Source organism: Geomonas silvestris (assembly GCF_014193515.1).
Classification (GTDB): Bacteria; Desulfobacterota; Desulfuromonadia; order Geobacterales; family Geobacteraceae; genus Geomonas; species Geomonas silvestris.
The window spans coordinates 133,260-156,852 of the sequence record NZ_BLXX01000003.1; the positions used below are offsets into that span (position 1 = coordinate 133,260).

Consider the following 23,593-nt stretch of genomic DNA (forward strand, 5'->3'; position numbering starts at 1 on the left):
CATGGCTATCATTGCGCTGGTAGGGACCCTTCAGGTGCAGGCTGCGAGCGAACCTGCGTCGAAACATGTAGATCCCGTTGCCACCGGGCGCCCGCCCACCAGCCCGCCCACCAGCCCGCCAAACCGCAAGGCCTCCCGTGCCGAGGCTCAGAAGCAGATAGAAACCGAGGCCGCGCGGTTGGAACGGCAGATGAAAGCTGCGGAGCAGCAGTTCAACGACTTCATGGAGCGCCACGCGATCAGGATGCGTTTCTCCGTCGATCCGGACACCAAAGAGGTCGTCGTGAAAGTGCTGCACGCCCAGTCCGGCGAGCTCATCCGGCAGGTCCCCACCGAGGAGGCCCTGAAACTCGCCAAGGAGCTCGACTCCCAGCAGGGGGTCATCGTTCAGACGAAAGCCTGATCCTTGTCGCGGCGGTTTTCACGGCTTGCGTCTTGGCCGGCTCGGCACGGCGGTGATCGTGGCAGCGCTTTGCTCGCCTGGATCGCGGCAGGGCGGCAGGCCGCCCCACACGGCGCGCTGCAACGGCGCACGCGTCAGATCTCACCCCCCCACACCCCTCAACCTTCCCCACCCGCTTCGCGACCTGTCACCCTTCAAGGCGAGAATTCGCTCTCGACCCTCCACGTTTTCACTCGAACCTGCATCCCCGTCAATTTCCCGAGGATCCGCCCCGGTGCTGTCGGAGATTTGACGCGGCGTGCAGCTTGTGGTGGCGCTGGAGGTTCATCCCTCGCGCACCGCGAGGTAATCGGCGCCGCGCAGTCCGGCAGCAAAGGACTCCAGGGCGTCGCGCACCTCGTCGAGTACGGCGCCCCAGTCTCCAGGGCGTAATTGCCGGAAAAGACGCATCACACCGGGGTACCAGGGAGAGTCGCCGCGCCCGGTAAGCCAGCGCCAGTCCGTTTTGTACTCCGGCAGCAGCACCCAGCAGGGGGTGCCCAGCGCCCCGGCAAGATGGGCGAAAGCGGTATCGACGGCGATCACCAGGTCCAGGTTGGCGACGATGGCGGCGGCCCCGGCGAAATCGGAGATCCCGGGTGCCAGGTCCGTGATGCAGAGGCCGGCGGGCGGGTCGGACGCCTCCTGCTCGCCGGCCCCCTTCTGCAGGCTGAAGAAGCGCACCCCCGCAACCCTGCCCAGGCCTTCCAGGGAGGCGAGGCCGGGAAGCGAGCGGTCGGCATCGTTTTCGAAGCTGGGGCTCCCCTTCCACACCAGTCCCACCCGCGCCTCGCGCCCGGGGCTCAGGGCTGCCAGTTCCTGAGCCCACCGGTCGGCCTGGTCCCCGGGTGCCCTGAGATAGGGGATGTTGGCAGGGATGGTGTCGAGTCTGGTGCCGAGATAGTAGGGGATGCTCAGTGGCGGAGTCCAGAAGTCCAGGCCCGTGGCGGGAAAGGTTTCATCGAAGGCGAAGACGGCGTCGACCCCGTCGAGCGCCTGAAAGAGGCTTTTGAGGGCCGGGTGGCAGACCATGGTGATGTGCACGGCGCCCGCACCCTTCAAGAGCGCGGCGTAGCGGGCAAACTGGATCATGTCACCGTGCCCCGCCTCGAAGGTGATCAGCAGAGAGCGCCCCGTAAGCGCCTCGCCCTGCCAGCGGGGGCACGGGAGCAGCGACTCCATCCAGCCGTACCAGGTGCGCGCCTCAAGGCATTGCCAGCCCTCCTCGAACCGCCCCTGGCGCAGGAGCAGGTAGCTCAGGTTGAAGCGCGACGCTTTGTGGTCGGGGTCGAGTTCCATGGCCCTGCGATAGCTCCGCTCGGCATGCGCCTCCTGCTTGAGGCAAGCCTGCAGGGCGCCCAGGTTGGACCACGCCTCGGGAGACTCGGGGGCGAGTGCCAGGGACCGGCGTGAGGCTGCCTGCGCCTCGGCGAACCGTTTCTGGACCAGCAGCAGGGCCGCCAGGTTGAGATGGGTCCTCCAACTGCGGGGGTTGAGGTTGAGGGCGTGGCGGATGTGCTGTTCGGCTTCTGCCACGCGGCCGGCCTTCTCCAGCAGCAGGGCGAGGTTCGTGTGCGCTTCGGCGGTATCCGGTGCGAGCCTCAACACCTCTAGGAAGCTCGCTTCGGCCGCGCGGGCGTCCCCCTCTGTCATCTGTTGCATCCCGGTGGCAAAGAGCGACTCGACGGCATCATCAAGATGGCAGGTCAATGGGGATTCTCCTTCTGTTTGGCTGCAAAGCGGCGTCCGCCGCACCTGGGTCGACTGCCTTTCTGGATCTTGGCCCGGGCAGGGAGCACAAAGCAATTTATCTGCCACCGGCGTTCAGGCAGAAAGCCTCAGGCTTTCGACTGGTGCAGCTTCGCTACGTTGCGGCACCTGTGCCCGCCGGACGCGGTTGAAGCCCCGCGGGGGGCGCTGACCCACATCCAGAAGATCGCTTGCCACGGCGGTTGGTCCTCGAACGTGCTCGGGCTCCGACGCGCGGCCGACATGCGGCGCCTCCGGCGTCAAGGTTTTGAATGGTGCGGGCTCGCCGGTCTTTGCAGCTGGAGCCTCGGTACCTGCCGCAAAGGCAGTTGAGGGTTTGGGAACGGGGGAAATGCGCTCGGCACCGCAGGGAAGGACGAATTAATAACGCGCGAGGGGTTGACTATGGCTTGGAATGTCTTAATGTCCTACTGTCGTGGAGGCCGGCAACCGCTGTGCCAAGGGACTCGGACGAAGGGGGAGCTTCGGGAGGGACGCCATGAAACGTTTTACGACAGCGCTGGAAGTGTTGCAGACGGATTACGAGTTCCGCGTCATAGCCCGCTCGTTGGCTGCCGCAGCCGAGGAAGCCGCTGCAGACGGCGTGGGGGCAGAGCGCGACGCGGCGGTGCGCGCCATAGCCTACCGTTTGGCGCGCCTTTGCCGGGTGGACGAGATAAGCTACGGTTACGATCCGGCCACCTTGGCGGATACCTACTGTACTTTGATGAAAGAATGCAAGGACAGGGCGTGTGAAGCTGCCGGCGAGAAGTTGGGCTTCCCACTGCCCGATCCGGTGACGGACCGGAAGCGGTTGCCGCTGTGATACGGGCGGCGGCAGCTCGCGAGAGGTCGGGGGGCTGGCATCGAGAGACGCTGAGCGGTGCAGGGGGAGGTGACTTATGAAACGCCACAAGGACGCCTTGGGGATCCAGGAAGGTGCCATCAACGTACGGGCCATGGCGCGATCCCTGGTGGGGGCGGCCGAAGAAGCGGCCAGCGAAGGGGCAGGGGCCGAGCAGGACGCGGCGGTGCGCATGATCGTGCACCGTCTGGCGCGCGTCTGCCGGGTCGACCTGGTCTCCTACGGCTATGACCCCGAAACCCTAACCGACACCTTCCAGTTGCTGGTCGGGGAATGCAAGGCCAAGGCGGAGCAGGAGGCCGGTGCCATCGGCAGCGGTCAGGCCCCGGTCATGCTGGAAGTGGGGAACCGTCGGGGCTCCCGGTAGCCCGTATCAGGGTCACCAGGGCGAGTTCGGGCCTGATGTTGATGCGGATCGGGAGGCCGCTCTCGCCCAGGCCGCCGCTTACGATGAGGGTGGTGTTGCCGTTGCGGTAGAGGCCGTAGTCCCAGGGCGGGAAAAAGCCGATGCGCGGCACGTAGGCGGCGCCGACCACCGGCAGGCGGATCTGGCCGCCGTGGGTATGCCCCGCCAGCAAAAGGTCGAGCCCGAGCCGGGTAGCCTGGGGAAAGAGCATCGGGGAGTGGGTGAGCAGGACCCGCGGTTCCCTGGGGTCGGTCTCGGCGAGCGCCAGGTCCAGCCGGTCCCGCCCGGTGATCGGGTCGTCGACTCCCGCGATCCAGAGCCGCTCCCCCCTTCTCTCGATGGATGCCGCGGCGTTGAGCAGCATCCGGGTTCCCACCCCGTGCAGCCGCTGGGAAAACTCCCATCCGCGCTCCAGCCGCCAGTCGTGATTCCCCAGCACCGCAAACACCGGACGGTCAGTCGCCCTGCGCAGCGAGGCAATCAGCTCGAGCGCGGGGGTGAGTGCGGGGCGGTATCCGGTCACCAGGTCGCCGGTTACCGCGATGACGTCGAAATGCTCCTGCCGAACCAGCGCCACCAATTCCTCGCCGGCCGTGCCAAATTCCTTGTCGTGCAGATCGCTTAAGTGCAGGATCGTGAACCCCTCGAACGCGGCGGGAAGCTGCCGCACCGGCACCTGGTAGCGCCGCAGCGCCACCGAGAGCCTTTCCAGGTAGAGGTAGGGGAACAAGGAGGCGCTCCCCATCAGGAACATGCGTCGTGAAATTGCCGCCATTATTTTGACCTCCGTACTGCCCGGGCTTCTGACATGGGCGGTTACTTGCCAAGGTGTAAGTAAATTCTAACTCAACTGCGACCGTAGCGTAACTTACTCTTCCTGAGCCAAAGCCGGGACCAGGCCGGGGTAACGCAGCAGATCCCTTTGACTTCGCCCTCTTTCTGCGGCTATGATGCCCGGGAAAGGGGGAGACATGGCCGAGTTTGCAGTGAGCCCGGAGAAGAACCGCTGGCTCAAGGAACGTATGGAAGAACTAGGGGTGAGCGAGACAGACCTGGAGGAGCGTTTCGTCCACGCCTCGGGACGCGGCGGGCAGCATGTCAACAAAAGCTCGTCCTGCGTCTACCTGAAGCACCTCCCAAGCGGCGCGGAGGTGAAGTGCATGGAGTCGCGCAGCCAGTCGCTGAACCGCTTCCTGGCCCGGCGTTATCTCCTGGAAAAGGTGGCGGCGCTGGCCGGCGGCAGCACGGTTAAGGACGCGGCGGCCGAGAAACTGCGGCGCCAGAAGGCGCGCCGCAAACGGCGTAGCGGCGCGAAGTACCAGGAAAAATCCGGAGCTGCCGAACCGGGAGCCGAAACCGGAAACCGGAACGCCCTTCCGGGCGACCCGGTACCCGCGGACGCACCAGGTAGCACTCCCCTCAACTGACCACCGTTTCGGCCCGCTCACCTGAAAATCATTGGCAAGAAATTTGCTGTCCCCGCTAAGCGAGGCGTAGCGCCCGTTTTCGCCAGCGCCGCAGGGCGGCGACCCGAGGCGCGGGCAGTCTCAGAAAAAAAGTTGACAAGGTTCTCAGGTGGAGGGTATAACTACGGTATCCTTCTATTTGACCTAACAACTACCCCTGCTTTTCATACCGAATAGTACCCGACACCCCAAGGTCTCTAATACTCTCACACGATTCACATACACACTGAGCGTTTTGCGCGTGTTTTCTCATGCCCCCATCCCACATTTCACACCCCATGCTCGCACCGAGGCATCGCCTTCACGATGTACTTTTGCGCCCTGACCAGGAGAACAGATGAACCTACAAGAACTGAAAGAGAAAAAGATTAACGATCTTACGGCGATCGCCAAGGCGCTCAACATCGAGGGGGCATCGAGCCTGCGCAAGCAGGACCTGATCTTCGCCATCCTCAATGCCCAGACCGAGAAAAACGGCATGATTTTCGGCGAGGGGGTCCTGGAGACGCTGCCGGACGGTTTCGGTTTCTTGAGGGCTCCGGACTACAACTACCTGCCCGGTCCCGACGACATATACGTATCCCCCTCGCAGATCCGCCGCTTCAACCTGCACACCGGCGACACCGTGGCCGGCCAGATCCGTCCCCCGAAAGAGGGTGAGCGCTACTTCGCGCTCCTCAAGGTCGAGACGGTGAACCACGAGTCCCCGGAAGTCGCCCGCGACAAGATCCTCTTCGACAACCTGACCCCGCTCTACCCCCAGGAAAAGCTGAAGCTCGAGACCACCCACGACAACATGTCGACCAGGGTGATGGAGCTCATCGCTCCGATCGGCAAGGGGCAGAGGGGGCTCATCGTCGCTCCGCCGCGCACCGGCAAGACCATGCTGATCCAGAACATCGCAAACTCGATCGCCGAGAACCACCCCGAGGTGTTCCTGATCGTTCTCTTGATCGACGAGCGCCCGGAAGAGGTGACCGACATGCAGCGCTCCGTGAAGGGCGAGGTGATCTCCTCCACCTTCGACGAGCCGGCCTCGCGCCACATCCAGGTGGCCGAAATGGTTATCGAGAAGGCCAAGCGCCTGGTCGAGCACAAGCGCGACGTCGTGATCCTGCTCGACTCGATCACCCGTCTGGCCCGCGCCTACAACACCGTGATCCCCCCCTCTGGCAAGATCCTCTCCGGTGGTGTGGACTCGAACGCCCTCCATAAACCCAAGCGCTTCTTCGGCGCGGCCCGCAACATCGAGGAGGGGGGCTCGCTCACCATCATCGCCACCGCCCTGGTCGATACCGGCTCCAAGATGGACGAGGTCATCTTCGAGGAGTTCAAGGGGACCGGCAACATGGAGCTGCACCTGGACCGCAAGCTGGTCGAGAAGAGGACCTTCCCGGCCATCGACATCAACAAGTCCGGCACCAGGAAAGAGGAGCTCTTGATCGAGAAGGCCTCCCTGAACCGGATCTGGATCCTCAGGAAGGTGCTGCACCCGATGAACGTGGTCGACTCCATGGAGTTCCTGATCTCCAAGCTCGAGGGGACCAAGAGCAACCAGGATTTCCTGGACTCCATGAGCAAGGGGTGAAAAAAGTCTTGAAACTTTGCGACGGAGGTGTTATTTATAACAACTTTCCGGCGCAAACTATGTCAGGTAACGGGGCCGAGCCCCGCGAGGAGGAAGATATGAAAGAGGGAATCCATCCCAAGTACGACGTGATCACCGTAAAATGCCTCTGCGGGAACAACTTCGAAACCCGTTCGACCAAGGCAGAAATCTCCACCGAAATTTGCTCGCAGTGCCACCCGTTCTACACCGGCAAGCAGAAACTGATCGACACCGCCGGCCGCGTAGAGCGCTTCCGCAAGAGATACAACCTGGCGGAAAAGTAAGGGCATTCGCGCTTGCAGAACCGTGAAGGGGATTTTGTCTTTGGCGAAATCCCCTTGTTTCGTTTCTAAAGGATTGCCACGGAGTCACGGAGCACACGGAGTCGACCCGAAAGGGACTCGGCTTTGCTCCGTGCCCTCCGTGACTCCGTGGCAAAGAATGATTTCACTAGGATCTTCATGAAGGTAGCGCTGCTTCAACACACCCCCGATCCGGAGCTCGCCGTAGCACTGGCCGCCCGGCTCTGCTATTCGCACGTCGACATCGAAGCGCTCAAAGACCGACTCTCCGGCGCCGACATCAACAATTTCCTCGACAAGATCATGTCGCTCGGACACCAGTCCGTGCTGGAACATGCCTCCTTCACCTTCGGCATCGAAGGGATCTCGCGGGTGACCAGCCACCAGCTGGTGCGCCACCGCGTCGCCTCCTACTCACAACAGTCCCAGCGCTACGTCTCGCACAAGGAGCGCTTCGCCGTGGTGACGCCGCCGACCATCGCCGAGAACCCGGGCTTCGCCTCGCTCTACGAGGCGCAGATCGCCGCGCTGCACGCAGGCTACGCCGCCCTGGTCGAGGCCGGCGTCCCCGCCGAGGACGCGCGCTACCTGCTCCCCAACGCCACCGAGACCAAGATCATCGTCACCATGAACGCCCGCGAGCTTCTGCACTTCTTCGGCGTGCGTTGCTGCGAGCGCGCCCAGTGGGAGATCCGGGCCATGGCGATCGAGATGCTCAAGCTGGTCCGGCCGGTGGCACCCACCATCTTCAAGAAGGCCGGTCCCGGCTGTCTGGGCGGTCCCTGCCCCGAAGGGAGCATGTGCTGCGGCAAGATGGTGGACGTCAGGAAGTTCTTCCAGGAGCTTTAGCGCCCCTGGAGCTTTCGGGCCGCCCCGCGCGCACCTCCCTCGCCTCCTGCGGCCTTTCCCGGCCGGCCCCGCGCCGGCAGGCAACCAACGAGGTACCCCATGTCTAAAATCAATATAGGCGGTCAGGCAGTTCTCGAAGGGGTCATGATGCGCGCCCCGCGCTCGCTGGCCATTGCCGTCCGGCGCCCCGACGGCGAGATCTCGGTGAAGAAGGAAGTGGTAGTGCCGCTCTCCGAGCGTTACCCGATCACCAAGCTTCCGATCGTGCGCGGTGCGGTGGCCATGGCCTCTTCCCTGCTGATCGGCATCCAGGCACTCAACTTCTCCGCCAACGAGGCGCTCGCCGAGGGTGAGGAGAAGGAGGAACTCTCCAGTTGGGCGATGGGCGGCACCATGGCGGTGGCCTTCGGTTTCGGGATCCTGCTCTTCTTCATCATGCCGCTCTACCTGACCAAGCTGCTGATCCCGATCATCGGCGACTCCAACATCGTCTTCAACCTGGTGGACGGCCTGATCCGGGTCGCAGTCTTCCTGATCTACATCACCGGGATCTCCCGGATGAAGGACATCCAGCGGGTGTTCCAGTATCACGGCGCCGAGCACAAGTCGATCTTCACCTTCGAGGCTGGCGAGGAGCTCACCGTGGACAACGTCCGCAAGTACAGCTGCCTGCACCCGCGCTGCGGCACGAGCTTCCTTTTGATCGTCATGCTGGTGAGCATCCTGGTGTTCTCGCTCATCCCGAAGCTCTGGCCCTTCTACTTCAAGGCCGGCTCGCGCGTCGTGCTGTTGCCCATCATCGCCGGGCTCTCCTACGAGGTGCTCAAGTGGACCGCAAAGCACGACAGCCACCCGCTGGTGAAGCTGGTGATCGCCCCGGGCCTGTGCCTGCAGCGGCTTACCACCCGCGAGCCGGACGACCAGCAGATCGAGGTGGCTATCCGTTCCATGAACGAGGCCCTGGAGCTGAACGACGGGTTCAAGGACGACCGGCTGGTCGTCTAGTGGTACCGAAAAATCTTCTTTTGAGGTTCATCTATGTTTGACAAGATAGCGGAGCTGGAGCGGCGTTTCGAAGAGCTGGAATCCCTCCTCGCCGATCCCACCGTACTCGCTAACCAGTCCGAGTTCCGTAAGCTCTCCAAGGAGCACTCCGGTCTCGCCGAGCTGATCGCCGCCTTCCGCCAATACAAGAAGCTTTTGGCCGACATCGCAGACAACCAGGAACTCCTGAAGGAGCCGGATCAGGAGATGCGCGAGATGGCACAGGCCGAGCTCGAGTCGCTCGAGGAGCGCCGCGAGACCCTGGAGAGCGAGATCAAGGTGCTTCTCTTGCCCAAGGATCCCAACGACGACAAGAGCGTCGTGCTCGAGATCCGCGCCGGCACCGGTGGCGACGAGTCCGCCCTCTTCGCGGGCGATCTGTTCCGCATGTACTCGCGGTTTGCGGAGACCAACCGCTGGCGCGTCGAGATGATCTCCGCCTCCGAAAGCGAGCGCGGCGGCTTCAAGGAGGTCGTGGCCCTCATCGAGGGTGCCGGCGTCTTCGCGAAGCTCAAGTTTGAGTCCGGCACCCACCGCGTGCAGCGCGTCCCCGAGACCGAGGCGCAGGGACGTATCCACACCAGTGCCTGCACCGTGGCCGTACTCCCCGAGGCTGAGGATGTCGACGTCGATATCAACCCGGCAGACCTGAAGATCGACGTCTACCGCTCCTCCGGCGCCGGCGGCCAGCACGTCAACACCACCGACTCCGCGGTGCGCATCACCCACCTCCCGACCGGGACCGTGGTCGCCTGCCAGGAAGAGCGCAGCCAGATCAAAAACCGCGCGAAGGCGATGAAGGTGTTGAAGTCCCGCATCCTGGACAACATCATCTCCGAGCAGAACGCGAAACTCGCGGCAGACCGCAAGAGCCAGGTCGGCTCCGGCGACCGCAGCGAGCGGATCCGGACCTACAACTTTCCGCAGGGGAGGATGACCGATCACCGTATCGGCCTCACCCTGTACCGGCTCGACTCCATCATGGCCGGTGACATCAACGAGATTGCCGACTCCCTGCGCGCCCACTACCAGATGGAGGCGCTCCAGGAGCAGAGCCAGGGCGGGTAACTTTCTCCCGCACCTCCCCCTCCCCTGGGAGGGGCTGCACCCCAACCTTCTTCACCCCGAGACCTTCATGGCGCAGCAGCAGGAAAAATGGGACGTCCTCAAGATACTCAACTGGACCAAGGGGTATCTGGCGGAAAAAGGCGTGGAGAATCCCCGGCTCGAGGCCGAGTGGCTGCTCTGCGAGGCGCTCTCGTTGGACCGCGTCGGTCTCTACCTCAACTTCGACAAGCCGTTAAGCGACGCGGAGCTCGCCGTCTATAAAGCCATGGTGGTCCGCCGCGCCAAGCGCGAGCCGCTGCAGTACATCCTGGGGACCCAGGAGTTCATGGGGCTCGAGTTCCAGGTGACGCCGGCGGTGCTGATCCCGCGCCACGACACCGAGGTGCTGGTCAGTGAGGCGATCCGGCGTGCCGCCGGGGTCAAGACCCTCCTGGATATCGGCACCGGCAGCGGCTGCGTGGCCATCGTGCTCGCCAAGGAACTCCCGGAGGCCGAGGTCGCCACGGTCGACATCTCCCCGGAAGCCATCGAGGTGGCCCGCGGCAACGCCGAGCGCAACGCCGCCTCCGTGCATTTTTTTCAGGGCTCGCTCTTCGAACCGTTTGCCGGGCGGCGCTTCGACATGATAGTATCCAATCCCCCCTACATCCGAAAGGACGAGCTGGACACCCTGCAACCCGAGGTGCGCGGCTTCGAACCCATGAGCGCCTTGGACGGCGGTGCCGACGGCCTCGACTTCTACCGGGCCATCGTCGCGGGCGCGCCTGAGCACCTGAACCCGGGTGGCAGGCTCCTCTTCGAGGTAGGTGCCGGACAGGCTCCCGACGTGCTGGCGCTGTTGCAGCAGGGCGGATTCGCAGCAGAAACCTTCACCGCCGCGGATCCCGCCGGCATCGAGCGGGTGGTGGGCGGCAGGCTTAACGGCTGACCAAAACGTTTAAGGTGATGAACTAACAGCAGTAAAGCCGTAACCACAGAGTCACACAGAGGAAAGGCGAGAGGCACACAGGGTAACCCAAAGCAAAAGCTTTCAGATTTACTCTGTGCTCCTCGATGTTTCCCCCCTGTGTCCTCTGTGATCAGGCTTTTGAGAAGTACTAAGAATTTTTTATAAAGAGGTACCTTGTGGACAAACTGATAATCAACGGCGGCAAGAAGCTCTCCGGCGACGTGACCGTGAGCGGATCAAAAAACGCCTCCCTCCCCATATTCATCTCCACCATCCTGGCACCCGGCTGCCATGAGATCAGCAACGTTCCCTTCCTGCGCGACATCAACACGACGATCAAGGTCCTGGAACAGCTGGGCGCCCGCGTCGACGGCAAGGGGAACGTGGTGAAGATCGACACCACGGATCTGAACAGCTTCGAGGCGACCTACGACTTGGTACGCACCATGCGCGCTTCCGTGCTGGTGCTCGGGCCGCTTCTGGCTCGCTTCGGTCAGGCCAGGGTCTCGCTTCCGGGCGGCTGCGCCATCGGTGCGCGTCCCATCAACCTGCACCTGAAGGGGCTTGCCGCGCTGGGCGCCGAGATCACCCTGGAGCACGGCTACGTCGAGGCGAAGGCGAAAAAACTTAAGGGCGCCCGGATCCACTTCGACCTCCCGACCGTGGGCGGCACCGAGCAGCTCCTGATGGCGGCCGCCACCGCCAAGGGTGAGACCATCCTGGAGAACGCGGCGCGCGAGCCGGAGATCGTCGACCACGCCGATATTCTGAACAAGATGGGCGCCAAGATCGAAGGGGCAGGCACCGACACCATCCGCATCGTCGGCGTCGACGGACTGCACCCGACCAGCCACACCGTGATGCCGGACCGGATCGAGGCGGGAACCTTCATGGTCGCCGCGGCCATGACCGGCGGCGACATCCGGATCCACAACATGCGCCTGGACCACCTGGACGCCCTGGCGTTCAAACTCCAGGACGCCGGCGTCGAGATCAGCAACAAGGACAACATCGTCCGGGTCAAGGGGCCCAAGAAGATCAAGAGTGTCAACATCAAGACGCGCCCCTACCCGGGTTTCCCGACCGACATGCAGGCCCAGTTCATGGCGCTCATGTGCATTGCCGAAGGGGCGAGCGTCATCTCCGAGAACATCTTCGAGAACCGCTTCATGCACGTCTCGGAGCTTTTGCGTTTCGGCGCCGACATCACCGTCGAGGGGAACACCGCGACCGTGAAAGGCGTGAAGAAGCTCTCCGGCGCTCCGGTCATGGCAACCGACCTGCGCGCTTCGGCCTCGCTGATCCTGGCGGCCCTCGCCGCCGACAGCACCAGCGAAGTCTCGCGCATCTACCACCTGGACCGCGGCTACGAGTCGATCGAGAAAAAACTCGCCGGCCTGGGCGCGGACATCGTCAGGGTGAAGGACGAAAGCCAGTAACAAGACAGGCATAATCGGTGCGTAGCGCAGCCTGGTAGCGCACTAGACTGGGGGTCTAGTGGTCGCTGGTTCGAATCCAGTCGCACCGACCATTTTTTCAATCCCCGCTTCCGCAGGGGGCGTCACTTCTGCCACCAGAGGTTTCTATGAACGATTTCATCACCATTGCCATTCCCAAGGGCCGCATCCTGCAGGACTCGGTGGCCCTCTTCAAGAAGATCGGCATCGACTGCGAGGAGCTTCTTTCCGACACCCGGAAGCTCGTCTTCGAAAACGCCGAGCAGAAGATGCGCTACATGATCGTGCGCGCCACCGACGTCCCCACCTACGTGGAGTACGGCTGCGCCGACCTGGGCATCGTGGGGAAAGACACCCTGATGGAGCAGGAGAAGGATCTCTACGAGCCGCTCGACCTCAAGTTCGGCTACTGCCGCCTGATGGTCGCCGAACCGGTGGAGCTCTCCAGCAAGGACGACCCCTCGGCTTGGAACAACATCCGCATCGCCACCAAGTACCCAAAGGTGACCGAGAAGTACTTCGCCGCCAAGGGCGTGCAGGTCGAGCTGATCAAGCTCTACGGTTCGATCGAGCTGGCCCCGATCGTCGGGCTCTCGGAGCGCATCGTGGACCTGGTTTCCACCGGCGAGACCCTGAAGCAGAACGGGCTGGTGGAGATCGAAACCATTGCGGAGATCACCTGCCGCCTCATCGTGAACCGGGCGAGCCTGAAGACCAAGCACGAGCGCATCTCGAAGATCATCGAAGGGCTGGAACAGCATATCTAATGAAATGACGCAGGAGGGGTTTCATGGAACAGGTGCTGGCTGATGCCTTCTTGAATTTCTACCAGAAGATGCTGAAACCTGAGTTCGACGCCCTGAAGGGGAACCAGGCCGTACACGACGAGCGGCTCTCCGAGGTCGTGGGGCACCTCGACTCCATCTACAACCGGCTCGGCATGCTGGAGGACGGTTATTCCGAGATCAAGGACCGGCTCACGCTCATCGAGGATGCGCTGGAGACCGAGGGCTCCGAGAGTTCCGGTTTGGAGCAGCAGGTGAAGGAGCTAAAGAAACAGCTCAAAACGATCCAGGATCGGCTCCACTTAGTGGAACGCCAGTTGGAGGCCTGACTCAGGACTTGCCAGTCGACTGGAATCCGGGGCAGAATAGCAACGCAGATCTAATTAGTACGCCAGGTAGTGGGGGCTTATTATGCAATTCCTCGATATCAAGGAACCGGGATTTGATGCGAAGTTCGCGGCGCTGGTGCAGCGCAGCGAGGAGTCGGGGCGCGAGGTCGAGGAGGTGGTCCAGGGGATCATCAGCCAGGTGCGCAGCCGCGGCGACGAGGCGCTTGTGGAGTACACCAGGAAGTTCGACCGCGTCGAGTGCGATGCAGCCGGGCTCGAGGTGACCCAGGCCGAGTTCGACCATGCCTTCGCGGCCGTCGATGCGCGCGACCTGGCGGCCCTGCGCCATGCAGTCCAGCGCGTGGAGCGCTTCCACGAGAAGCAGAAGCAGCAGAGCTGGCTCTCCACCGAGGAACCCGACATCATGCTCGGCCAGAAGGTCACCCCGCTGGCCCGGGTCGGCATCTACGTCCCCGGCGGCAAGGCGAGCTACCCCTCCAGCGTTATCATGAACGCCGTTCCCGCCAAGGTTGCGGGGGTCAAAGAGATCATCATGGTCGCTCCGGCTCCCGGCGGCGAGACCAACCCGCACGTGCTGGTGGCCGCGAAGCTTGCCGGCGTGGACCGCGTCTTCAAGATCGGCGGCGCGCAGGCGGTGGCGGCGCTTGCCTACGGCACCCAGACCATCCCCCGCGTCGACAAGGTCACCGGGCCGGGCAACATCTACGTTGCCACCGCCAAGAAGCTCGTCTTCGGGCAGACCGGGATCGACATGATCGCCGGCCCCAGCGAGATCTTGGTCATCAACGACGGCAGCGGCAACCCGATGCACATCGCGGCCGACCTGCTCTCCCAGGCCGAGCACGACGAGCTCGCCTCCGCCGTACTCATCACCACCGACCGCAACTTCGGGCAGCGCGTGGCCATCGAGGTCGAGCGCCAGCTGCATGAGCTGCCGCGCCAGGCCATCGCCCGCAAGTCCTGGGAATCCTTCGGCGTCATCATCGTCTCGGACACCATGGGAGAGGCGATCAGCTTCTCGAACCGGATCGCACCGGAGCACCTGGAGCTGGCGGTCGAGAATCCCTTCGAGATCCTGCCGCTCATCACCAACGCCGGCGCCATCTTCATGGGGCACTACACCCCCGAGGCGGCGGGCGATTACCTGGCAGGTCCCAACCACACCCTCCCCACCGGCGGGACCGCGCGCTTCTTCTCCCCCCTGTCCGTCGACGACTTCGTGAAGAAGAGCTCCATCCTCTACTTCACCAAGGGCGGACTGGAGCGGGTCGGCGCCGACATCGTGCGGATTGCCGGGCTCGAGGGGCTCGACGCCCACGCGAGGTCGGTGAGCTTCAGGCTGGACAAGTAGTTCGCAGGTCCCCATCACACGGGGGCACACCATACACGGAGGAGCCGCCATGGCCAGAACGGCAGTCATCGAACGGATCACCAAGGAGACCCAGATCAAGCTCTCCCTGAACCTGGACGGCAAGGGTGAAGGGCGCATCTGCACGTCGGTTCCCTTCCTGGATCACATGCTGGACCTCTTTGCCCGGCACGGCCTGTTCGACCTGACCGTGGAAGCCAAGGGCGACATCGACATCGACTTCCACCACACCGTCGAGGACATCGGCATCGTGCTCGGCTCGGCCTTCAAGGAGGCCATGGGCGACAAGTGCGGCATCCGCCGCTACGGCCAGACCACCGTGCCGATGGACGAAACCCTGGCCAGCGTTGTCACTGACCTCTCCGGCCGTCCCTACCTGGTCTACAACGTAAGCCTCCCCAAGGTGAAGATCGGCGACTTCGACGTCGAACTGGTGCGCGAGTTCTTCCAGGGCTTCGTCAACAACTGCGCGTGCAACCTGCACATCAACGTCATGTACGGCGAAAACGTGCACCACATCCTGGAGGCCTGCTTCAAGGCGGCAGCCCGGGCGCTCGACATGGCAACCCAGCACGACCCGCGCATCGAAGGGGTCATGTCCACCAAGGGCAAGCTGTAAAACCGAACAGCCGTTCTAGGTTCTATGTTCCACGTTCTAAGTTGAGGCGTGGACGTGGACGATGGTGTTGCAGAAATGGGCGAGTGAACGGAGCTGAAACCGTCCGATGTTAACGTAGAACCTAGAACATAGCACATAGCACGTAGAACAGCCTCTTAGGCTTTTGAGGATTTATGATCGCGATTATCGATTATGGAATGGGCAACCTTCGCTCCGTGCAGAAGGGGTTTGAGAAGATCGGCTTTGACGCCGTGGTCAGCGCGGACCCGAACATCCTGAAAGAGGCGGAGCGGGTGGTGCTGCCGGGCGTGGGTGCTTTCCGCGACTGCATGAGGAACCTGGAGCAGGCCGGCTTCGTCGAGCCGATCCTCAAGGTGATCCAGGAAGGAAAACCCTTCCTCGGTATCTGCGTGGGAATGCAGCTCCTCTTCACCCAGAGCGAGGAGTTCGGCATCTACCAGGGACTCAACGTGATCCCGGGCAATGTGCTGCGCTTCGCCGACGGAATGGTGGAAGAGGGCGAGGCCCTCAAAGTCCCGCACATGGGGTGGAACCAGCTCGCCATCAAGCGCGAGGCGCCGCTCTTCGGCGGCATTGCCGATGGCAGCAACGTCTACTTCGTGCACTCCTACTACGTGAAGCCCGAAGACGAGAGCGTGGTGGCGGCCTCGACCCGCTACGGCATCGACTTCTGCGCCGCGATCTGGCGCGACAACATCATGGCGACCCAGTTCCACCCGGAGAAGTCCCAGGACAAGGGCCTGGCGATGTTGAAGAATTTCGCCACGATGAAGTAGAGACGGTCGCGCCTCTCCAAGCATGGCCGGGGACATCTCAGTTTCCCGGGAAATGATCGCAGGAACTGGCCCACTTTACGATGAATCTGCCCTACGTTCCCCCCTTTTGAAAAAGGGGGGCAGGGGGGATTCGCCTTTGATTCATTGATGTCCGCAAGGTTGACCCTTTAGTTCTCATTTCAGAAATTCTGGAGTTGCAATGATCGTCATACCCGCGATTGACCTGAAGAACGGTTGCTGTGTGCGCCTCGAGCAGGGGCTGATGGACAAGGATACGGTTTTCAACGACGACCCGGGTGCCCAGGCAGCCGAGTGGCAGCGCCAGGGCGGCGAACTGCTGCACATCGTGGACCTGGACGGTGCCTTTGCAGGCGAGCCGAAAAACCGCACTGCCATCGAGGCGATCGTTAAATCCGTCAGCATCCCGACCCAGTTGGGTGGCGGCATCCGCGACATCGCCACCGTCGAAGCCTACCTCTCCCTCGGGATCGGCCGGGTCATCATCGGCACCGCAGCTCAGCGCAACCCCGAGTTTGTCAAAGAAGCCTGCGAGAAGTTCCCGGGACAGGTGGTGGTCGGCATCGACGCCAAAAACGGCATGGTCGCGGTACAGGGGTGGGCCGAGGTGACCGGCGTGACGGCAACCGAACTCGCCAAGAAGTTCGAAGGCTACGGCGTCTCCGCCATCATCTACACCGACATCAGCCGCGACGGCATGATGCAGGGGCCGAACATCGAGGCGACCAAGGCGCTTGCCGAGGCGATCAGCATCCCCGTCATCGCCTCCGGCGGCCTCTCCTCGCTGAAGGACATCGAGAACCTGATGGCCATCGAGTCCTCCGGCGTGTCCGGCGTCATCACCGGCAAGGCCATCTACAGCGGTGCCATCAAGCTGGCAGAGGCGATCGCCCTGACTAAGAAATAAGAGGCTGTTTCGGAGAAACAACACGATGCTGACCAAGAGAATCATTCCCTGCCTCGACGTTAAAGGTGGACGCGTTGTCAAAGGCGTCCAGTTCCTCGGCCTGCGCGACGCCGGCGACCCGGTGGAGATCGCCGAGATGTACGACGCCCAGGGCGCCGATGAACTCACCTTCCTCGATATCACCGCTTCCTCGGACGACCGCGACATCATCATCGACGTGGTGCGCCGCACCGCCGAGCGCGTCTTCATGCCGCTCACCGTGGGCGGTGGCGTTCGGGTGGTCGAAGACATCCGGCGCCTGTTGAACGCGGGTGCCGACAAGGTCTCCATCAACACCGCAGCGGTGCACCGTCCCGAGTTCGTGAGCGAGGCGGCTGAGAAATTCGGTTCCCAGTGCACCGTGGTTGCCATCGATGCCCGCAGCCGCGCAGGCGGTGGGTGGGAGGTCTACACCCACGGCGGCCGCAACCCGACCGGAATCGACGCCATCGAGTGGGCGCACAAGATGGAGAGCCTGGGCGCCGGCGAGATCCTTCTGACCAGCATGGACCGCGACGGCACCAAGGACGGCTACGACCTGCCGCTCACCCGCGCCGTGGTCGACGCGGTCAGCATCCCGGTCATCGCCTCCGGCGGCGTCGGGAACCTCTCGCATCTCTACGACGGCTTTACCCAGGGCGGCGCCAGCGCCTGCCTGGCCGCCTCCATCTTCCATTACCGGGAGCACACCATCGAAGAGGCCAAGCAGTACCTGCGCGGCCGCGGCGTGGCGGTGCGGCTCTAGGCGGTAAGTGCCTCCAACGTGTTCACGACAAGTTTCCACTCTCCCCCGCCCTTGACACGAGGGGGCAGGGGGGCGGGTGAAGCCACCACGAAGTGATCTGGTCGCAGCTGCAGGCCTCCCCCTCACCCCGACCCTCCCCCGCCAGGGGGAGGGAGAGCTTGCCCGAGTTAATAGAAGATCCAGCTTCACCCACCGTGCAGATGCCTGCACGAATCCCCGTGCAGGAGCTCCATCATGGAAAAACCCACCGACGACATCATCTCCGCGGTCTACCGTGTCATCCAGGAACGCAAGACGAACCCCACCGACTCCTCCTATACCGCGAGCCTCATGGCCAAGGGAATCGACAAGATCCTCAAGAAGCTGGGCGAAGAGGCGACTGAGGTGGTCATTGCGGGCAAGGGTGGCAAGCGCGAAGAGATCGTCTACGAGACCGCCGACCTCATCTTCCACAACCTGGTGCTGCTCGGTTTCTACGACATCGACCCCGAAGAAGTCTTCAACGAGCTGCGCCGCCGCTTCGGGATCTCGGGCATTGAAGAGAAGGCGTCCCGCAAAGATAAGTAAGGATGTCCAGATAAACTCATTGACAAATATCGTCACGATGCTATATTGCTCTTTCGTGAAAAACTCTGCCGGCCCCGATCTGCCCACAAGTTATTAAATCCAAAGAAAGAAGGGGGGGGAATATGAATGCCGGGAGTAAAGGTAAAAGAAGCTGAACCGTTTGAGCTTGCGCTCAAGAAGTTCAAAAAGCAGTGCGAGAAAGCCGGGATCCTTTCGGAAGTGCGCAAGCGTGAGCACTACGAAAAACCGAGCATCAAGAAGAAGAAAAAGGCCATCGCTGCTCGCAAGCGTGCTCTGAAGAAGCAGCGTAAGATGGTTGACTAAGAGGGAAGTATGCAACTGCGGGAGAGACTTACTGCGGCAATGAAGGATGCGATGAGGAACCGTGACTCGTTACGGCTCTCCGCTATCCGCATGGTGCTCTCCTCGGTGAAAAACCGCGACATCGAGCTTAGACGCGAGATGAACGATCAGGAGATCACCGAAACCATCGTAACCCTCTGCAAACAGCGCAGGGAGTCCATCAGGCTTTTCAAAGAAGCTGGCAGGCAGGAGCTTGTGGATAAGGAGGAGGCCGAGCTCGCGCTCATGCAGGAATTCCTCCCCCAGCAGCTGACACGGGAAGAGCTGGAGGCCCTCGTGGCCCAGGCTATCTCGGAGACCTCCGCCACAAGCGGAAAAGACATGGGCAAGGTGATGAAACACCTGCAACCCCTGGTTTCCGGCCGCGCAGATGGCAAGCTGGTTAGCGAAGTTGTAAAGCAGAAACTCGCATGATAAACGCCCCCGGAACCAACATTCCGGGGGTTGTGCGGGTTCTTCGATGTATTGAGTGGGGGCGAATCTAGCGATTGCCCCTTCTTTTACTTTGTGGCAGCTACCAGGTGCGTGGATGATCCTTCTCGATATTCTTATCTGGGCAGTTTTGCTGTTTTTCGTAGCTAAAGGTTTCTCAAAAGGGCTGATTCGGGAGGCCTGCTCCCTGCTCGGCCTGGTTCTCGGTGGCTGGGCCGCCTTCAGGTATTACTCTTCTCTCAGCCAGGGGATCCGGGTACTCATAAATCTCCCGCCCCAGGTTGCGCAGCCGCTCGCGTTTCTACTCATCTTTCTGCTGCTTGGCATCCTCTTTTATTTCCTCGGTCATCTGCTCACGGTTATCTTCAAGATCATGCTCTTGGGCGGGATCAATCGGATCGGCGGTGTCGTGTTCGGCTTTCTGGAAGGGGGATTCATCGTCTGCATGGTGCTCTACCTGGCAAGCACGAAGCCGATGCCCGACAAGGTAAAGGTGGCGATCGCGAAGTCGAAGACCGCGCACGCCTTCTCCGCAACGGGAGGCAGCATCGCGGCAGGGTGGGAAGGGCCGGCGCGCAGGGAATTGTCTCGGATTGGTGCAGGAGTTGGCGCACAATAGCAGCAAGGATACTCTAACGTGTCGATGATACCGGATGACAAAGTCAGGGAGGTGCGGGAAAGGGCCTCCATATACGAGGTCATCTCCGGCTACATGAGTCTCAGGAAATCCGGGGCTAACTACCAGGGCATCTGTCCCTTTCATGGGGAGAAGACGGCGTCCTTCAACGTGAACCCGGCCCGCGGCATCTTTCACTGTTTCGGCTGCGGCGCGGGCGGCAACGTCGTCACCTTCGTGATGCGCATGGAGGGGATGAACTTCCCCCAGGCGGTGAAGTTCCTGGCCAAGCGGGTCGGTGTGGAGATTCCGGAGCGGCCGCTGACTCGCGAAGAGAAGCACAAACTCGACGAGCAGGAAATGCTCTACGAGATCAACGAAATCGCCGCACAGTTTTACCGCAGGGTGCTGGAGTCCGACGAGACCGGTGCCCTGGGGCGGCAGTACCTGGTGAAGCGCGGGGTCGACGACGACATCGCCGTCACCTACCGGATGGGCTTCGCACCCGCAGGCTGGGACAACTTGGCCAAGCACCTGCAGCGCAAGGGGATCGCGCCGGCCCAAGCGGAACAACTGGGGCTGCTGCGCAAGCGCGAGGGGCGGGACGGTTATTACGACACCTTCCGCAACCGCTTGCTCTTCACCATCGCCGACCTGCACGGCCGGGCCATCGGCTTCGGCGGCCGGGTGATGGACGATTCGCTCCCCAAGTACATCAACTCGCCCGAGTCGGCCATCTACCGCAAGAGCGAGGTGCTCTTCGGCCTCGACCTGGCCAAGAAGGGGATGCGGGAGCAGGGGAGCGCCATCATCGTCGAGGGGTACTTCGACCACCTGGCGCTCTACCGGGCCGGATTCCGCAACGTGGTGGCCACCTGCGGCACGGCGCTCACCCCGCAGCACCTGAAGCTCTTGAGGCGCTACGCCGAAAAGGTGTACATGCTCTTCGACGGCGACGAGGCGGGACGCAAGGCGACGGTCCGCTCTATGGAGCTCTTCCTGGAGGAAGGGTTCCCGGCGCGGGTGATCGAGGTTCCCAAAGAGGACGACCCGGACACCTTCATCCGCCGCGAGGGAGCCGCCGGTTTCGCGCCGCTTCTGGAAAAGGCGCTCCCCATCTTCCAGTTCTACTACCGGGGCGTGGCGGCCAGCATCGACACCAGCAGCGTGGAAGGGAAGGTGGCCTTCGTCAACGAAGTGGGGCCGCGTCTCGTTAAGATCCAAGACCCCCTTGAGCGCGGGCTTTACGAACAGGAAATCTGCAAAGCGGCGGGGATCGATCTCGCCATGCTGCGCAGGAAAGTCGGCGGGCCGGTTCCCGCCGCACCCCAGGCGGCACCGCAGCCCCGGCCCAAGCCGCGGCCGGCACTGCGCCAGGGGCCAAGCACCGAAGAGGTGCTGCTTACCCTGATGGTGAAGTTCCCGGAGGTGGTTACCAAAGTCCGGGAAGCTGGGCCCGAAGCCCTATTCAGCGGCGGGCATCTGCACGTTGCCCAGGCCGTGGTGGCCCAGTCGCTCGACGGCGACCTCGACCTCTCAAGGGTGCTGGAATCGCTCGAGTCGCCAGAAGAGCGCACCCGGCTCTCCGGGCTCTTCGTGCAGGACGACCACCTGGAGGACATCGATCCCCTGAAAGCTTTCGAACAGTGCCGCCAGACGCTGCAGCGCGGCGCGCTGAAGGGGGACGCCAAAACCCTCAGGTTGGAACTTGCCCAGCTCGATCCGGAATCCCCCCGGTTCCGGGAGATACTGTTGGAGCTGGAGACATTGCGTAACAAGAAATCGAAATTATTATAGTAGGCATCGTAGTCGCGGAGTGTGGTAAATGGCAAAGAAAAGCATGGATGAAGTGAAGCAGCTCATCGACCTTGGCAAAGAGAAGGGCTTTCTCACCTATGAGGAAGTCAACGACCTCTTGCCGCCCGACATCGTCTCGTCCGACCAGATCGACGATGTGATGAGCATGTTCGGAGATATGGACATCGAGATCGTGGACTCCGCCCAGAAGGTGAAGATCCCCAAGATCAAGATGGACCTCGAAGAAGACGAGGAGCACGAAGGGGAGCAGGAAGAGGTCGAGTTCGAACCCGGCACCCTCGGCCGCACCAGCGACCCGGTCCGCATGTACCTGCGCGAGATGGGCTCGGTGTCCCTCCTGACCCGTGAGGGTGAGGTGGAGATCGCCAAGCGTATCGAGGTGGGCGAGCGTGACGTGGCAAGCGTCATCCTGAACACCCCGATTACCGTGAAAGAAGTGATCTCTCTGGGTGAGCGGCTCAGGAAGTTCCAGATCGGCGCCATCGAGATCAGCAAGGACGTCGAGGAAGAGGTTATCGAAGAGGGCGAAGAGGACCTGCAGGCAACGCGCGTTCTGGGGATCATCGACGAGATCAGGGACATCGACACCCGCATGGAGGAGATCCAGACCTCGCTCGAGCAACTCGCCGAGGGTCACAAGGACCGCGACGCCCTGCAGCAGGAGCACACCGAGCACAAGGTGAAGATGGCGGAGCTCCTTAAGTCCCTGCGTCTCAAGGACCGCCACATTGAGAAGATCGCCCAGCGCCTGAAAGAACTCTCCTGCAAGGTCGACCTGGTGATGCAGGAGGTCACCGAGCTGGAGAAAGAGACCAGCACCCAGATGGTGCCGTTCCTGACGTCCTTCGACAGCCTGAAGGGAGGCAGCGAAGCCCAGTTCAAAAGCGGCCTCAACATGACCCAGGACGAGGCGCAGAAGCTCGAGAAGCGCTACCGCTCCACCGAGAAGAAGCTCACCAAGATCGAGCAGGAGTCCGGCTTCAAGGCGAGCGAGCTGCACAATGCACTCCTGGCCATCGAGGAAGGGGAGCGGAAGGCGAAGCTGGCCAAGAGCGAGCTCGTCGAGGCAAACCTCCGCCTGGTGGTCTCCATCGCCAAGAAATACACCAACCGTGGCCTGCAGTTCCTCGACCTGATCCAGGAAGGGAACATCGGCCTCATGAAGGCCGTAGACAAGTTCGAGTACCAGCGCGGCTACAAGTTCTCCACCTACGCCACCTGGTGGATCCGTCAGGCCATCACCCGCGCCATCGCGGACCAGGCCCGCACCATCCGTATCCCGGTGCACATGATCGAGACCATCAACAAGCTGATCCGCACCTCGCGCCAGTTGGTGCAGGAGATCGGTCGCGAGCCCTCCCCGGAGGAGATCGCCGAGCGCATGGCGCTGCCGCTCGACAAGGTGCGCAAGGTCCTGAAGATCGCCAAGGAGCCGATCTCCCTGGAGACCCCGATCGGCGAGGAAGAAGATTCCCACCTTGGGGACTTCATCGAGGACAAGGGCGTGGTTTCCCCCCTCGAGGCGGTCATCAAGGCGAACCTCTCCGAGCAGACCTCGCGCGTGCTTTCCACCCTCACCCCGCGTGAGGAGAAGGTCCTCAGGATGCGTTTCGGCATCGGCGAGAAGAGCGACCACACACTCGAAGAGGTCGGACAGGACTTCGAGGTGACCCGCGAGCGTATACGGCAGATCGAGGCCAAGGCGCTCAGGAAGCTGCGCCACCCGAGCCGGGCGAAGAAGCTGAAGAGCTTCGTAGAGTAAAGCCACCAGGGCCGCACCGGATTCCGGCGCGGCCCTTTTCTTTGAGACACAAAGCTTCAATTTTGCCACGGAGACACGGAGCACACGGAGAAGGCGAAATGCCTCGACCCGACCCGGGCTTTGGGCTTTACCCCCGGTCTTGCAGTGGGCTTATCTCCGTGCTCTCCGTGTCTCGGTGGCGAAATCAGTTTTTTGAAGAG

General features: G+C 62.4%; 26 protein-coding genes and 1 tRNA gene. 25 read left to right on the top strand and 2 right to left on the bottom strand.

Annotation, left to right across the window (positions count from 1 at the left end; genetic code table 11):
- Position 1 precedes the first annotated feature (1 nt).
- Positions 2–403: a flagellar protein FlaG gene (locus GMST_RS06900; protein WP_183353905.1), complete on the top strand. Its 402-nt coding sequence runs from the start codon at positions 2–4 to the stop codon at positions 401–403.
- Positions 404–727: 324 nt separating this feature from the next.
- Here GMST_RS06900 and GMST_RS06905 read toward each other — a convergent pair whose 3' ends face one another.
- Positions 728–2,152 (bottom strand): tetratricopeptide repeat protein, encoded by a 1,425-nt coding sequence (locus tag GMST_RS06905; protein ID WP_246399252.1) that lies wholly within the window; start codon positions 2,150–2,152, stop codon positions 728–730.
- Positions 2,153–2,690: 538 nt separating this feature from the next.
- Between GMST_RS06905 and GMST_RS06910 the strand changes: the two genes are divergently transcribed.
- Positions 2,691–3,017, top strand: coding sequence for a hypothetical protein (locus tag GMST_RS06910; protein ID WP_183353906.1), 327 nt, complete (start codon positions 2,691–2,693; stop codon positions 3,015–3,017).
- Between the two features lie 76 nt (positions 3,018–3,093).
- Complete coding sequence (locus GMST_RS06915; protein WP_183353907.1) at positions 3,094–3,423, top strand: hypothetical protein; 330 nt, start codon at positions 3,094–3,096, stop codon at positions 3,421–3,423.
- Here GMST_RS06915 and GMST_RS06920 read toward each other — a convergent pair.
- Entirely contained in the window at positions 3,386–4,237 is an 852-nt protein-coding gene (locus GMST_RS06920; RefSeq protein ID WP_183353908.1) for a metallophosphoesterase, read from the bottom strand. The two genes, GMST_RS06915 and GMST_RS06920, sit on opposite strands and share 38 nt — an antisense overlap.
- 196 nt (positions 4,238–4,433) lie before the next feature.
- On the opposite strand from GMST_RS06920, the gene GMST_RS06925 reads away from it, so the two are divergent.
- The 22 genes from GMST_RS06925 (at position 4,434) to rpoD (ending at position 23,393) form a co-directional block, all read left to right on the top strand.
- Positions 4,434–4,889, top strand: coding sequence for a peptide chain release factor family protein (locus GMST_RS06925; protein ID WP_183353909.1), 456 nt, complete (start codon positions 4,434–4,436; stop codon positions 4,887–4,889).
- 376 nt (positions 4,890–5,265) lie between these two features.
- The gene (gene rho, locus GMST_RS06930; RefSeq protein WP_183353910.1) at positions 5,266–6,516 is read left to right on the top strand and encodes a transcription termination factor Rho; all 1,251 of its coding nucleotides are present in this window, start codon (positions 5,266–5,268) and stop codon (positions 6,514–6,516) included.
- Between the two features lie 98 nt (positions 6,517–6,614).
- On the top strand, positions 6,615–6,821 hold the full coding sequence (gene rpmE / locus GMST_RS06935; RefSeq protein ID WP_183353911.1) for a 50S ribosomal protein L31: 207 nt from the start codon (positions 6,615–6,617) through the stop codon (positions 6,819–6,821).
- A 177-nt stretch (positions 6,822–6,998) separates the two neighbouring features.
- Positions 6,999–7,688 carry an FAD-dependent thymidylate synthase gene (thyX, locus tag GMST_RS06940; RefSeq protein ID WP_183353912.1) on the top strand — a complete coding sequence of 230 codons (690 nt, stop codon included), beginning with the start codon at positions 6,999–7,001 and terminating at the stop codon, positions 7,686–7,688.
- Positions 7,689–7,787: 99 nt separating this feature from the next.
- Positions 7,788–8,693 carry a DUF1385 domain-containing protein gene (locus GMST_RS06945; protein ID WP_183353913.1) on the top strand — a complete coding sequence of 302 codons (906 nt, stop codon included), beginning with the start codon at positions 7,788–7,790 and terminating at the stop codon, positions 8,691–8,693.
- 33 nt (positions 8,694–8,726) lie between these two features.
- Positions 8,727–9,800 carry a peptide chain release factor 1 gene (gene prfA / locus GMST_RS06950; protein WP_183353914.1) on the top strand — a complete coding sequence of 358 codons (1,074 nt, stop codon included), beginning with the start codon at positions 8,727–8,729 and terminating at the stop codon, positions 9,798–9,800.
- Positions 9,801–9,867: 67 nt separating this feature from the next.
- On the top strand, positions 9,868–10,728 hold the full coding sequence (prmC, locus tag GMST_RS06955) for a peptide chain release factor N(5)-glutamine methyltransferase (RefSeq protein ID WP_183353915.1): 861 nt from the start codon (positions 9,868–9,870) through the stop codon (positions 10,726–10,728).
- 197 nt (positions 10,729–10,925) lie between these two features.
- Positions 10,926–12,188: a UDP-N-acetylglucosamine 1-carboxyvinyltransferase gene (gene murA, locus GMST_RS06960; RefSeq protein ID WP_183353916.1), complete on the top strand. Its 1,263-nt coding sequence runs from the start codon at positions 10,926–10,928 to the stop codon at positions 12,186–12,188.
- Positions 12,189–12,203: 15 nt separating this feature from the next.
- Positions 12,204–12,280, top strand: a tRNA-Pro gene (locus GMST_RS06965).
- 54 nt (positions 12,281–12,334) lie between these two features.
- Positions 12,335–12,973, top strand: a complete 639-nt coding sequence (hisG, locus tag GMST_RS06970) for an ATP phosphoribosyltransferase (RefSeq protein WP_183353917.1) — start codon at positions 12,335–12,337, stop codon at positions 12,971–12,973.
- A gap of 23 nt (positions 12,974–12,996) precedes the next feature.
- Positions 12,997–13,320, top strand: a complete 324-nt coding sequence (locus GMST_RS06975; protein WP_183353918.1) for a hypothetical protein — start codon at positions 12,997–12,999, stop codon at positions 13,318–13,320.
- 82 nt (positions 13,321–13,402) lie between these two features.
- A complete protein-coding gene (gene hisD, locus GMST_RS06980) occupies positions 13,403–14,692 on the top strand; it encodes a histidinol dehydrogenase (protein WP_183353919.1) in 1,290 nt (429 codons plus the stop codon).
- A 49-nt stretch (positions 14,693–14,741) separates the two neighbouring features.
- Positions 14,742–15,329, top strand: a complete 588-nt coding sequence (gene hisB / locus GMST_RS06985; protein ID WP_183353920.1) for an imidazoleglycerol-phosphate dehydratase HisB — start codon at positions 14,742–14,744, stop codon at positions 15,327–15,329.
- 173 nt (positions 15,330–15,502) lie between these two features.
- On the top strand, positions 15,503–16,126 hold the full coding sequence (gene hisH / locus GMST_RS06990) for an imidazole glycerol phosphate synthase subunit HisH (RefSeq protein ID WP_183353921.1): 624 nt from the start codon (positions 15,503–15,505) through the stop codon (positions 16,124–16,126).
- A gap of 199 nt (positions 16,127–16,325) precedes the next feature.
- Positions 16,326–17,051, top strand: a complete 726-nt coding sequence (hisA, locus tag GMST_RS06995) for a 1-(5-phosphoribosyl)-5-[(5-phosphoribosylamino)methylideneamino]imidazole-4-carboxamide isomerase (RefSeq protein ID WP_183353922.1) — start codon at positions 16,326–16,328, stop codon at positions 17,049–17,051.
- A 25-nt stretch (positions 17,052–17,076) separates the two neighbouring features.
- Positions 17,077–17,835 (top strand): imidazole glycerol phosphate synthase subunit HisF, encoded by a 759-nt coding sequence (hisF, locus tag GMST_RS07000; protein WP_183353923.1) that lies wholly within the window; start codon positions 17,077–17,079, stop codon positions 17,833–17,835.
- Positions 17,836–18,069: 234 nt separating this feature from the next.
- The gene (locus GMST_RS07005; protein ID WP_183353924.1) at positions 18,070–18,402 is read left to right on the top strand and encodes a phosphoribosyl-ATP diphosphatase; all 333 of its coding nucleotides are present in this window, start codon (positions 18,070–18,072) and stop codon (positions 18,400–18,402) included.
- Between the two features lie 126 nt (positions 18,403–18,528).
- A complete protein-coding gene (gene rpsU / locus GMST_RS07010; protein WP_011940832.1) occupies positions 18,529–18,726 on the top strand; it encodes a 30S ribosomal protein S21 in 198 nt (65 codons plus the stop codon).
- Between the two features lie 9 nt (positions 18,727–18,735).
- Positions 18,736–19,179 (top strand): GatB/YqeY domain-containing protein, encoded by a 444-nt coding sequence (locus GMST_RS07015; RefSeq protein ID WP_183353925.1) that lies wholly within the window; start codon positions 18,736–18,738, stop codon positions 19,177–19,179.
- A gap of 115 nt (positions 19,180–19,294) precedes the next feature.
- Complete coding sequence (locus GMST_RS07020) at positions 19,295–19,816, top strand: CvpA family protein (protein ID WP_183353926.1); 522 nt, start codon at positions 19,295–19,297, stop codon at positions 19,814–19,816.
- Positions 19,817–19,834: 18 nt separating this feature from the next.
- Positions 19,835–21,610, top strand: a complete 1,776-nt coding sequence (gene dnaG, locus GMST_RS07025) for a DNA primase (RefSeq protein WP_183353927.1) — start codon at positions 19,835–19,837, stop codon at positions 21,608–21,610.
- Positions 21,611–21,638: 28 nt separating this feature from the next.
- A complete protein-coding gene (gene rpoD / locus GMST_RS07030; RefSeq protein WP_183353928.1) occupies positions 21,639–23,393 on the top strand; it encodes an RNA polymerase sigma factor RpoD in 1,755 nt (584 codons plus the stop codon).
- The last annotated feature ends 200 nt before the right edge of the window (positions 23,394–23,593 follow it).